Raw genomic sequence first — 12947 nt, forward strand, 5'->3', positions numbered from 1 at the left:
ATATTTTGGTAATATGAACAGTTAAAATGATTGTGACTTTCCAACAAAACAAAAACCGATGCTCCTCCAAATACGAGGGCATCGGTTTACAGCTTTTCAAACTATGTTGTTTTGAAAAGCTCCTTCAACTGTTAAAAGAAAATATTGCGTGAAATTTGATATCAAGACATTAGACATTAGATTGTTTTGCAGTGTGATTTCACATGACGGTTTTCTTACACGCTCAAAAACACAATTCTTAAGACACGAAAGAACCAGTAAACTCAAAGTTTACTGGTTCTTTTTATCTCATCCTCTGACCAATTTAGCCAAGCAGATTCCGCAATCGCGCTGGATAATCGGTAATAATCCCCGTAACACCAGCAGCAATCAACCTTTTATAATCCGCAACATCATTTGCCGTATATGGATAAACAGCCAGTCCTGCAGCTTCAGCCGCGACAACATCCTCCTTGTTAATACAGTGGTGATACGGATGCAAAGAAAACACATCTACCCCCAATTGCTTAGCATAGGCTGCATGGTCTATTAAATTGGCTGCATAAAGCAATCCCACTTTCGCCTTAGGCTGCGCTTGTTTGATCTCGTGAATCAGCTTGTGATCAAAGGAAGAGATCACGATATCTTCCCATCTATCCATTTCGTCCAAAAATGCCAACAACGCCTTCTCCATTCTTCCCTCATAAGCGTGTTTTACTTCCACATTGATGAAATGTCCCAGTGGTACCAGCTCGAATACTTGACGCAGATGAGGAATTCTCTCTCCCGTGAATGCTTCAGAGAACCAGATGCCAGCATCTAAGGAATTCAACTCTTCCCAATTATGCTCACAAATAAGTCCGGATCCGTTTGTGGTCCGATCCAGCGTTAAATCATGACAGACGACAATCTCGCCATCTTTTGTTATTTGTACATCAAGTTCAATCCCTTCAGCACCTTGTTCTAAAGCTAGTGCGAAAGAAGCTAATGTGTTTTCAGGCGCCTCACCAGATGCTCCGCGATGTCCAATTACGATCGGTTGCTGCATGTTCAAATTCACTCTCCTATCCAGATAGACTAGCTAAATATGCTCAAATTATAGTTGAATGCACCTAATTCTGCCCAGTAAGAAATTCTATTGTTTTTGTAAATTCATCTAAAAATATACAAAATCTTCACTTGAATTTGACATTGGTCAAATAAACAAGCGTTAGTCTAGTAACGAGGCGTACATGTTGAATAATGTTCATGGAGGAGCTTGAAATGAATGCAATAGAAAGAGATTTACCTCATGCAAGAAAATCAAAAACGACTGTACAAGCAGCGCATCCGCGCAAGGCAGCAATTAGCCAGAAATGGGCGGAGACAATCCTTGGTTATGTTTTCTTAGCTCCCTCACTCTTGTTGTTCGCTGTCTTCTTGTTCTATCCCTTGATACAAACCTTCTATCTCAGTTTACACGAAACTGATCCTCGTGGCCGAGTGGCCTCCTATGTCGGTTTCGATAATTTCACAGCTATTTTTACTTCAGAACGATTTTATCAGAGTCTCGGCGTTACTGGCCTGTTTACTCTACTAACGGTTCCTACTGTGATCATCATCGCGCTGATGCTCGCTGCGTTAACGCATAATCAACTCAAAGGTATGCGAATCTTTCAATTCATATTCTCATTGCCTGTTGTCCTATCCGTAGGTACTTCCGCTGTGATCTGGATGATGCTATTTCACCCGAGTGTTGGCATGTTGAATTATTTACTTCAACAAGTTGGCCTAGAACCTGTGGCATGGCTGACTGACCCGCGATGGGCACTGCTTTCTGTTTCTATGATGACTGTTTGGATGAATCTCGGCTTCACCTACATTGTCTTGTTAAGTGGTTTACAAGGAGTTCCTGATGAAATCTATGACAGCGCCAAAATCGATGGATCTGGCCCCATTCGCACCTTTGTGCAAATCGTCCTTCCATTATTGTCACCGACGGTATTCTTCGTCACGATCGTGTCGATCATCGGTGCTTTTCAGTCCTTCGGACAAATTCATATTCTGACCAAAGGTGGACCCGTCAACTCCACAGACGTACTTGTCTACACCTTATATCAGGATGCTTTTATCAACTTCCGGTTCGGAACTGGCAGCGCGCAAGCACTTGTCCTCTTTACCATTATCCTTATTTTCACAATCATTCAGTTTAAAGTATTTGAAAAGAAGGTGCACTATCAATGATGACCCGTTTGCAACATACCTTCGTCTACACCCTATTGATCATCTGTGCCGCACTTGTTCTTTATCCCATTTTCTATACATTCTCATCTGCATTGATGACACCAGAGGAAGCATCCGCCTATCCCCCTCACTTCTTGCCAAGCAGCTTTTATCTGGGAAGTATCATCGACGTATTCAAGCTTGTGCCCATCGCCAAATTTGTTACCAATAGTCTCATTGTATCTATCGTGATTACCCTGGGACAGCTGATTACATCCAGCATGGCCGCTTATGCCTTTACCAATATTCGGTTCATGGGTAAAGCCTTCATCTTTGCGCTCTTCATGGCTACCATGATGATTCCCTGGGAGGTCACCATTATTCCCAACTATTTGACGGTTAAAAAATGGGACTGGCTCGATAGCATGCAGGGGCTAACCGTTCCATTCTTGGCTACGGCCTTCGGAACCTTCCTTCTGCGGCAATTCTTCTTACAGCTGCCCAAAGAGCTGTTCGAAGCGGCACGAATCGATGGTTGCGGACATTTTCGCATGTTCCTTCGAATTGTGCTTCCGCTCGGGCGTCCAGCCTTGGCAACGTTAGCTGTGTATGCCTTTTTAAATGCATGGAACATGTATCTATGGCCACTGCTCATAACGAACAGCGAAGCCATGAGAACCGTGCAAATTGGCATCGCGATGCTGCAATTCGAAGAGTTGACTGTATGGAATTTGGTTCTGGCAGGTGTAACCATCGTATTACTGCCGTCCCTCTTATTGCTCATTCTCGGTTTAAAACAGCTCGTTCGCGGACTTACCGCTGGTGCTGTGAAAGGTTAATCCATCCTCTGATGGCCACTCTGTTCAGCTACAATGCTGAAGCAGATTTCCATATATTTTAGATTAGAGATAAGGGAGAGAAATAGACGATGAAATCATTGAAAACAAGAAGCTCCATCCTTGCTATGACTGCAATTATGGTGCTGTTAACTAGTGCATGCGGCAAAGCAGAAACAACGACTTCAGGCACTACGACAGAAAGTAAACCTGCAACAAGTACGGCAGCGGCGGATGTCAAAAAACCAACTGAACCCGTTAAAGTAATCTGGTGGCACTCGATGAGTGGAGAGCTTGGCAAAGCCGTCGATAAATTAGTGGCAGATTTCAATGGCTCCCAGAAGAATGTACAAGTTGAGGCTGTATTCCAAGGTACGTACGATGAGAGCATTAACAAAATGAAAGCATCGATGGATACCAAAAGCGGCCCCTCCCTCATTCAAGTTTACGAAATCGGCTCCCGCTTTATGATCGATTCTAAAGCCATTACACCTGTTCAAAAATTTGTTGATGCCGATAAATTTGATCTTTCCCAGCTCGAAGAGAACATTCTGAATTATTATAAAGTCGATGGCAAACTAAATTCCATGCCATTCAATACATCGAACCCTATCTTGTATTACAACAAAGACATGTTCAAAGCTGCCGGTCTTGATCCAGAGAAACCGCCAACCACGTATGAAGAAATTGCGAATACTTCTAAAGCACTAAGTAAAGATGGAAAATCCGGTTCTTCTTTTGCGATCTATGGCTGGTTTATGGAGCAATTCTTCGCTAACCAAGGTGTTGAATTCCTTAATAACGGAAATGGCCGTACCGCTGCTGCAACAGAAGCCTTGGTTAACAATGACGCTGGTGTCAAAACGCTAACCTGGTGGAAAGAGATGGTCGACAGCAAAACGTCTGCTAATCTTGGACGTAAAACAGATGATACGAAAAAAGCTTTCCTAGCTGGCCAAATCGCCATGACTCTAGATTCCACAGCATCCCTCCGTGGTATTGTCAGCGGAGCTGAAGGCAAATTCCAAGTAGGCACAGGCCCGCTTCCGAAGCCATCGGATGCCAAAGAAGGCGGTGTAGTTGTAGGCGGAGCGAGTCTTTACATCTTGAACAATAAGTCGGAAGCTGAGCAACAAGGCGCATGGGAATTTATTAAATTTCTAACGAATCCGCAAACACAAGCATGGTGGAACGTAAACACAGGCTACTTCCCAATTACGAAAAAAGCCTATGATGAACAAATCATCAAAGATAATCTTACGAAATATCCGCAATTCCAAACAGCCATCGATCAATTGCACAAAACAAAAGCCAACACAGCAACGCAAGGTGCGGTTATGGGTGTATTCCCAGAAGCTCGTCAAATTGTCGAAACAGCTATCGAAGAGGCTTTGACTGGCAAAAAGGCTCCCAAAGAAGCGCTGGATAACGCAGCTAAGAGCATTACGGAGAAAATTGGTGCTTATAATAAGACTGTGAAATAAAGCAAAAACCGATGCGCCCCAATCATGGGGACATCGGTTTTCTGATTTTCAACTGCCTACGACTAAGGTGACTCCTTAGCGTTTCAGAATATAATCCTGAAATCTAACCGCAAGACTTGCCAGATGAGCTCGCTGCAGGTCAGCGTGCGGGGCCATGGTTCCATCGCCATTGCCTGTAAAGATCCCCAGCTTAACCGTAATAGCTAGATCTACACGCTCTGACGTCGTCAGCCCCGGCAGATCGGTGAAGTCTTTCAGCAACAACTCATCCGCCTCCTGAAGTGACATCGTGGGATTCATGTTCAATGCCTTCAGAGCGTTGACAATCAATGTCGCTGTCTCAATGCGAGTCATGGGGCTGTCAGGTTTAACGTTATTTTCGATTATGTCAATCAGCTTATTATCAGCTGCTGTATTGACATTAACGGCATACCATTTGTTCTGATCTACTCCGTTCACGGCAGAAGCGGCTTTATTGGCCGGGATGCCAAGTGCCCGTAGGAATATCGTACTGGCTTCCGCAACAGTGACCGACTCTGATGGGGCGAATCTGCTGTTACCCACGCCGACGATCAGCATCAACGCCGCCGCCCTGTTAATTTCATCACTTGCGTAATGCCCGATCGCATCGATGAAGTTGGACTTGACGTTCACTGGCACCAGCGTGACATCGCCGCGGACGATGACGGTTACCGTACCATCACTATTCAATTTGGTAGGTACCGGGGTCAATGTGCCGTCGGCATTTACGATTGCCATCGTAGTGAATTCCGCTTTGTCCTCGTCGGGTTGCATATTCACGGTTACAGCATAAGGTTTGTTGACATCTCCTGATGTTTTCACAATCACTGGGGGTGCAACTGCCACAATGGTCACACTTGTGTTTGCGTTGTTCGCCGCAGTTGCCGCTACTGCGTCTTCAGCTGCTTTCGTTTGCTCCGATGTGCTTTCGATCATGGTGGTTGCATCCGTATCTTCCTCAACCTGTAGGATCCAATCATTTTCGGCTGGTTTCGGAGTAGGAGTCGGGACAGGTGTCGGGACTGGCTGAGAAGGAGTCTCGGAGCTGGTGTCCCCAGAACCGCTGCCTTCAGAACCGTTGTCTGTCTGCGGAGCGCTGGCACGGGTCACTGCTAGGGTATAGGTCCTCTGCGTATCATCTTCAGCAATAACACCTACATCAAATGTATTCAGCCCTACATTTAGAGATTTTACGCCTGCCCCGTTAACCGTCGCAGCGCTGTGGTTATTTGTGGCAGTAATCGTAATACTGCTGACACTGTTATCCACATTTACTGCGTAGCTCGTAATGTCCGAGCTAAATTCTGGGGACAGTACACCTGTGCTAACAGTCAGATTAGAAAGCGTTGCGTCATTGGAGGCGTCTTTCCCAGCACGGTTCACAGTTACCGTGTAGGTTTTCTGCGTACCATCTTCGGCAGTAACAACTACCTCAAATGTATTCAGACCTACGCTCAGAGATTTTACGCCCGCTCCGCTGACCGTCGCAGCGTTGTGGTTATTTGTGGCAGCAATGGTAATACTGCTGACATTGTTATCCACATTTACTGCGTAACTCGTAGTGTCCGAGCTGAATTCCGGAGACAGTACACCTGCGCTAACGGTCAAGTTAGAAAGCGTTGCGTCTCCCGAGACAACCTCGCCCACTTCCACGATTAGCAGATTGTCGATGATAAAAGGATTGGGGTTATCGCTCGGCGTCGGTGAGTCATTGTTCCGTAAGATACCGAACCAAGTCTGGTCGGATGTGCTCACGAACTCGTACTCATAATACCCTTTCCAGTTCGGCACTGCTTTCTTAATGTCGATGTTGCGGTAAGTGCCATTGGCTGCCCAACCTTCAGGCATCGCGGTTATTGGCACGCCGCCGTCCGACCGGTTCGAATTCACATTGTTAAAATACGGACCCATCGTGCCTTGCAGATAATCATGGTGTTGAAGTCCTGTAAATTCCACGGTTGTCGAAGAAACTCTCTGACTTAGTGTCCCTTTCATACCATTCCCTAGCACAAAGGCGAAGATGCCATTTAGGCCGGTTTGGTAGTCAAAGCTAATACGGTATGCCTTGCCCTCTTCAAACCGGAGGCTCTGAGGTGTAGTCTGGTACATAATGCCCCCACTGCCGGTGATGTTAGAGAATGAGGTTTTGCCGTCCACAACCAGATCAACCGGGATGGTCGTAGTATCCCACCATTGGCCAGTAACCGTATTTCCCGCTTGGTCTTTCGTTGGCTGCACAAAGTTTCTTACACTTTCGGGAGCGTTACTACCCCAAACGGGTACAGTATTGTTTTGCGTATAGGGATCATGTCTGCGCTGCATGATCGTTCTGGCTTCGCGAAACCCTCCGCCGTTACCAAGATTAAAGGGCAAGAAGCCCTCAAAAGTAGGTTTGTTGATGGACGTACCCGCTTCAGTTGTTCCATCCGGCGCGGATTCGAAATCCTGATACAGGATGATTTTCCCGTCGGTCACCGGAGTCTTCGGTGTTGGTGTGGTAGTCCTGTACATACGCACGTTGTCAAATCGCACCTCGCCTTCGCCCGCCACTGCTTGCAACCGTATTGTTGCTGTAGGTGCGTCCGCGGTGAATACGACGCGCATACGGAGCATACCGGTTTTTTCTTTGGAGTCGTAGCGGTCATAGTTGAGCAAGACGGAGGAATCTGTGTAACTAGAGCGCCTAGCTCCATCTGTATCCACGATGAGCGACGCCTTGCGCGTTTTTCCACGTTGAACCTCCACCATAACCGATACGGCGTACTCGTCACCTGGATTCAGGCCGGTGATTGTCTGGCTGACCTCCGTTTCGTTACCATCCTTAACCGCCAGCTCCCAATTGCGGCTTCTACCATGGTTGTCGGCATTCGAGTTAGGTTGCGCTACGGCACCGTCAGTGGTGAAGAGTGGCATCGTTGTGTTGTCGTTACGTACTACTTCGGGATTCCCATTTACAGTTTTCCAACCTTTGAGGGTGTTACCTGTGCTGAAGCCGGGGTTACTCACATATTGTCCCTCGCCAAAGTCGACGTCCACATCCATATCCTGCTGTTCTTTGTACACCACATACGGGGTTCTTGCATCTGTATGGATAGTAATTTTTCCATTTACTACTGTTAGAACCTGTTCAGAAGACTTGCCCAGGTCGGACAACTTATACACGTAGACGGTATTGAGGCCCGCCCAACTGTTGGGGAGTTCCCAGGTCGTACTGCCGCCGTCATCGTTCCAATGGTATAGTTTGATCTCCTTTTGTTCTTGCTCATCAAGCTTTTGCATGTCGCCCTCGTTCCACGGTATCAGGTACTTGGTCGAACCTTGATCTGTACCGATGGCGTTAACCTGCTCGTAAATCTTCTTTCCGTCTTTTTCTATGATGCGTTTGCTATTTCTTGTTTCGTTATTGAGGTTCTCATAACCCTCTGCATAAACCTTCACTTCTCCGTTATTAAACTCGATGTAGTCCGCCCAGCCATCCTTATCCTTTTCCATGCGCGTAACGGGGAAGTGCTGCATGTACTTGGTTGGGATGTTGTTGCGATAGATTTTCTCAACAATCGAGTCATATTCGTTGATACCATTGTGCACCCAGCCCTCGTAGGAGGTCGTATCGGCGCCCATCAGCAGGAAAGCACTGTTCGGTACACGGGTTTCCTCAATGTCTGCCTTCCAGTTGTCGGTCGTGTAGTTATCCCAGCGGTCTTTGGAGTCGTTGAAGATAAACCGGGCAATATCGCTGGAATATCCCTTAAGCGACGCCGGGCTATAGCTCTTTTCCACGGACCAGTGCGCCCACGCAGCGGAGTCCTCTGAGACGTACGGCCACTCCACAAAGTATGCAAGGCCATTATCCTCGTAATCCCGCGCCAAGGCGTTTCCGCGCCAGCCGTTGTGGGAGTACACATCGCTGTAAATGAAGCCCAAATCCGGGATGTCGGTTTTAAAACGATTCATGCGCTCATAACGGCTTTTTTCTTGGCTTGCCTCATTATCATTATCTCGGGTTAACGCATCCAACTGGTCGTCGATCACATAGGCTTGGTGCAGGTAGTAACCGAACGCCACATAACCTTTGCTTCGCGGGGTGATTCCGTCGGCTTGCATTTCGACGTTCTCATAGCTAAACTGGTCAACCTTCGCGAAATACTCTGTAAAGTTGGTGTGGACACCGACAAAGCTGTTGTACTGGTTAGTCGTAATGTCGGTAAACTTTCGGAACTCGTCCAAGCCGCCCAGTTGGTCATCGTAGACGCTGAAGTCGCCCCAGTTGCCTGCGTTGTGGTATTTTTGCAGGATGATTTGTCCCAAGCCGTCCGTATGCAGCCAGATACGCTTAGTTTCATCCACTGATGCCAGATACGGGTAGTTGGATTCGTTTCCCTGTGACATAATCAGCCGTTGTACGACCGCGTCGGCAATTTTGTCCGAGCCGACCGCCACTTTAGCGACGCTGCGGTACTCATTGGCCGCATCCTGCCAGTTAACGATGCCATCGTTATTGTTTTCTTCAGCCAGCACGACCCAGACATGCGGCATATCCCTTTCGTATGGTTCATCTGTATACGTTCTGGTTATTAAGGCTTCCTCCTCTCCGTATCTACCCTCATTGTCAATAAATTTCTTGGTTGCATCAGGGAATCGCCATACCCAGGATCCGCTGAGCAGACTCGTTGTGACCAGCGAATCGTTTCTCTTGGTTTCAGCGAAAACGCGTCTTGCCACGCTGCCGTCAGTCAATCCGAAGGCATTACTCTGAATGCTGGCGGCCACGCTGCCGTTTGACACAAAGGCGTAGTTATAATAATCAGAGCCGGTCATCATATCTTTGATATTGTAAAAGCTATCGCCGCTCCTTCCGATATTGCTTTCCATTTTGGAACCGGCAAATGAGGAGCCGGTATTAAAATTGCTGACAGTTACCGGATTATGATTCGGTATTTCGATTACGAAAATACGGTTGGCGGGATCCTCCTTAATCTCTATAAAATCAAACTTGAGTACCATCCCCTCGACCGTTGCCTTGATCTTTATTTCCGCGTTCAACTCGGTCACTCGCAGGGTATAGATAACATGTTGGCTGCCGTCTGCGTTCTGGAATGGCTCACTGGATGTAACGATGGGCTTGTAGTCCTTAACCGTTGAACCTGTCAACCCTTGGGATGTATTTAAGCTATATGTCATGCCAGTGGTCAACTTGAGCGTGTCCAGCTTGTTACGGTTGCCGTCGATCTTCGCACCGCTGTCCTTCATCTCATACTGAATGGCGCGAGGGAAGTCCTTATCCAGATAGACCTTTACTTCATTGCTTTCGATGCTGAAAATGCTGCTGTTTTCTGCAACCGTCACCGTACCGGTTGACTTAATTACCGAGTTATATATGGAAGTCGCTGTAACCGTTGTCTCACCAACATTTTCTCCGACCACTAGGTTGCCGTACACGGACACGATGTCGGTGTTGGCGGCTGTCCAGACAAAGGCTGGCGTGGCGTTCGCTGGGACCGTTGTATAATTCAGCGTTGTCTGGTCTTGATGATTCACGCTAGTAGTAGCGGACAGTGTAACAGATGAAGGCGGAATCACTACGTTCTCGGTCACCGTCAAACTGTTGAAGCGTCCAACGGCGTCCTTCGGATTGACGATCGTACGGATGCCTATTGTATCGCCGGGTTTCAAATACACTGTAACGATGTTCGACTGTTCCGTACTGGTCAGGCTGGCCGTTGTCCTCGTATATAAAGTGCCTGCAAGCTGGCCGTTCACAAGCAGCCCCAATTGGCCGCTCGCCTGAGAGCTGCCTTTCGCATAGTTCAGGGTGATGTCGTACATACCGGGCTTTTTCACGACGGCATCGGGAACGTCGATTTCAATAGACGAACCCACAGGGACGTAGTCCATCGTATCCACAAACCCATTGCCTACTCTGATCCCGCCGCTAAGGCCAGTTAACGCGATCGGGATGTTCTCCGGGACTTCACTGGCGTTGCTATTCCGTACCGCCGCCGGTGGGTCGAACACATTGTTTGCCGTATCCCACAGCGAGACTTGGGCGGTTTTCAACCTAATATCGCTTTCGTTATTCTTTATGTACAGATTGTACTTAAACGTACCGCCGGTACCAGTGGACGTAATGACGACGTCCCCGGCCTTAATCGTTTGAATCCTTCCAGTCACAGGATCCACTGTCGCAGTCTCCGGGTCACTGCTGGACCAAGTGAGTGGGAAGGTCACGGGCTCCGGAATAATGATCTCATTGCCTGTCAGGAGGTAGAAGTTGCGGTTGAAGGAGTCGTATGAGTAAGACTGCTCCACCTCCCAGACGGAAATATAGTCGATATTGACAAGACCCTTGTCTGGATAGTCCACTACATCAAGACTGGAGGTGTCCAGCACCAGAGAGATGGTATCGCCCTCTTTCAGGTCCATCGTCCAAATATCGGATTCAACAAACACAAGCTCGCTGTCCTTGCCTGCAAGGGGAATACGGTAATTACCAGGCGTTTTCGGAGAGCCGTTTTCATTTTTTTCAACCTGATCGTAATTGACATACACACTGATATAGTCCTCAATTTCGTAATTGACGCGGGAGAACTTCAACATGAATCCGTATTTACCATCTTTATGAATTGTAAAAGGGAATGTAACGCCGGCACCTGGCTTCGCCCTATAAGTTTGGGGGTCGCTGCCTGTGTATAAGCCGCCCAGAACAGATCTGTCATTAGGCTGACCAGCCGGAGGCGACGAATAGCTGCCATTCGGATACGTCGCGCCGTTGCTAGTGTTGCCAATGTTGGTGCGAACTACGGTGCCGCCGAACTTATCCGCGTACGCCGCCTTGTAGATGCCGTTGGCACGCGGGATAAGCACAAGCGATTCATACGCTTTGCTCAAGTTGCTCAACACGGTATTGAGTGTTACTGCCATCGCTGTCTCGTCGAGAAGCAAGTCTTTCGCCCCGGCCAGTGCCGTGGCAAACGGCACCCATGTAGCCAAGGTGTAGCGGTCCTCTTTAAGACCACGCCCCTCAATGGTCGTGACAAGTTCTTGCAGCGCTTTCCTCGCTCTGCTCTCTTCAGTGCCCAGATCGACCGTAGCGCTGCCTCCCCCATTGGTGATCGTGAGCTTTACGTTAGAATTAGTGCTATTGACATATATGTCATATATGCCGTCGTTCAACGTCTCGTTAAAGACAACCTTGTTGCCATTCTTGACGCCGCTAGCCTTTACGACGCCGTCTTGCATCAGTACGAAATCCACTGCGCTGATGTCAGGATGCGCTTCTCCATTAAGAAGAACCGTCAGCTCCGGTTTCTTGGAAACTGTTATATTCTCAATCCACATTTGCTTTGTAACGCCGTTATTGCCTGAGGTCCTTGTATCAAGCACCCGTAGCTCGGCAATGTTTGCAGGGTTTTTTGCCCTGAACGCAAAGTTTGTGGCAATTTGCGTCTCCGAACCGCCCTCCGGTGTTACCCATGCGCTGTATGTTTTAGCGGTCATATCAATCGCGACACTGACATGATACACTTTATTTGCCACTAAAGGAGAGATGACATCAGCACCCCACCCTGTGCCGTTATATGCGCCAATCCCTGTATTGAACCGCACAAGGGCGTTCATTTTATCGACATCCGCATTCAAAGCGGTACCGCTTTGAACCAAGGAGACAGCCGTGTTCGGACTGGTTACCGATGTGACGTAATCGAACTTAACCGTCATTAGTCCACTCGTCAAAACCTCTGGCAGCGTATAGTATGCTTTAGCAGCATTGGCGCTGTTTCTGCCCGCAGCGTACAACCTCAGACTTCCCTTCACGCTGCAGAGCACATCAATCTTCCTGTTCAGATTGTTAATTATGAGCGTGTCGGTGGTTTGATCGTTTGCCCCTTCACCGCTCCATTTGTACGAATACCCGGCTTCGAGCACGTTCGGCGGAGATGACATCGCACCCCGGCCTTCGGCGGTAATCACCAGTGTTTTGCCACCGAGAACCACAGCCCCGCTGGCAATGAAGTTGTCGTTGTATTTAGCGATGATCGCTGAGCCATTGGACGCACCTGCATCCTCGGCCTTGAATTCAACCGTGTAGTAGTTGAGCGTTTTGGCAGCAGTTCCAGAGACGACAATCGTTTCGCCAGTGTCGTCGCTGCCGTCAAAAATGTTATATGTACCGTCGTAAACGTTAAATGTAACCGTGCCGCCAATGGCGGAACCATTATCAATGATTTCCCCATTTTGCCGCAGGGTGAACGTTTTGCCGTGCTCGTCAAACGACTGGCCGTCTTTGTTGATGGTAAACGCTACGTTGTAAGCGTTTGCAGATGATTGCTGTGTTACGCTTAAATCAGCCTCGGCTCCATCTGTGACGGACGCAAATACTGTCAACGGCGTAAGGTTGGCGCCGATTAGCGACAGTATCATGGCCAAA

General features: G+C 48.0%; 6 protein-coding genes. 3 read left to right on the forward strand and 3 right to left on the reverse strand.

Translation table 11 applies throughout. From position 1 onward, the window contains the following. Positions 1–304 precede the first annotated feature (304 nt). Positions 305–1027 (reverse strand): glycerophosphodiester phosphodiesterase, encoded by a 723-nt coding sequence (locus tag ASL11_RS15920; protein WP_082595493.1) that lies wholly within the window; start codon positions 1025–1027, stop codon positions 305–307. Positions 1028–1242: 215 nt separating this feature from the next. Here ASL11_RS15920 and ASL11_RS15925 point away from each other — a divergent pair, with 215 nt between their 5' ends. The 3 genes from ASL11_RS15925 (at position 1243) to ASL11_RS15935 (ending at position 4501) form a co-directional block, all read left to right on the forward strand. Further along, positions 1243–2202: a carbohydrate ABC transporter permease gene (locus ASL11_RS15925; RefSeq protein ID WP_056616096.1), complete on the forward strand. Its 960-nt coding sequence runs from the start codon at positions 1243–1245 to the stop codon at positions 2200–2202. Continuing rightward, positions 2199–3020, forward strand: coding sequence for a carbohydrate ABC transporter permease (locus ASL11_RS15930; RefSeq protein WP_056616099.1), 822 nt, complete (start codon positions 2199–2201; stop codon positions 3018–3020). Before ASL11_RS15925 ends, ASL11_RS15930 begins: the two co-directional genes overlap by 4 nt. An 89-nt stretch (positions 3021–3109) precedes the next feature. Further along, positions 3110–4501, forward strand: coding sequence for an ABC transporter substrate-binding protein (locus tag ASL11_RS15935; protein WP_056616102.1), 1392 nt, complete (start codon positions 3110–3112; stop codon positions 4499–4501). A 75-nt stretch (positions 4502–4576) separates the two neighbouring features. On the opposite strand, the gene ASL11_RS15940 is transcribed toward ASL11_RS15935, so the two are convergent. Together ASL11_RS15940 and ASL11_RS36980 are read right to left on the reverse strand one after the other, a co-directional pair. Beyond that, positions 4577–12463 (reverse strand): endo-alpha-N-acetylgalactosaminidase family protein, encoded by a 7887-nt coding sequence (locus ASL11_RS15940; RefSeq protein WP_162261653.1) that lies wholly within the window; start codon positions 12461–12463, stop codon positions 4577–4579. 23 nt (positions 12464–12486) lie between these two features. Beyond that, a complete protein-coding gene (locus ASL11_RS36980; protein ID WP_162261654.1) occupies positions 12487–12735 on the reverse strand; it encodes a hypothetical protein in 249 nt (82 codons plus the stop codon). Between the last annotated feature and the right edge of the window lie 212 nt (positions 12736–12947).

The sequence above is a fragment of the Paenibacillus sp. Soil750 genome (assembly GCF_001428045.1).
Lineage (GTDB): Bacteria > Bacillota > Bacilli > Paenibacillales > NBRC-103111 > Paenibacillus_E > Paenibacillus_E allorhizoplanae.